Below are 250 nucleotides of genomic sequence, written 5' to 3' on the forward strand. Positions count from 1 at the left end.
GTATAAGAGACAGGACTACTAGGGTATCTAATCCTGTTTGCTACCCACGCTTTCGTTTTTCAGCGTCAGAAATGTCCCAGTAAGCTGCCTTCGCCATCGATATTCCTCCTAATCTCTACGGATTTCACTCCTACACTAGGAATTCCACTTACCTCTAACACTCTCTAGCCTTCCAGTTCTAATGGCAATTCCAGGGTTGAGCCCTGGGCTTTCACCACTAGCTTAAAAGACCGCCTACAAACCCTTTACG

The 250-nt window shown here is 46.4% G+C and carries 1 rRNA gene; it reads right to left on the minus strand.

Annotated elements, in window-relative coordinates:
• Window positions 1–250, minus strand: a 16S ribosomal RNA gene (locus tag ACTHSL_RS13950); the annotation flags it as partial.

It is taken from the genome of Neisseria sp. P0008.S010, from assembly GCF_051962715.1.
In the GTDB taxonomy this organism is placed as follows: domain Bacteria; phylum Pseudomonadota; class Gammaproteobacteria; order Burkholderiales; family Neisseriaceae; genus Neisseria; species Neisseria elongata.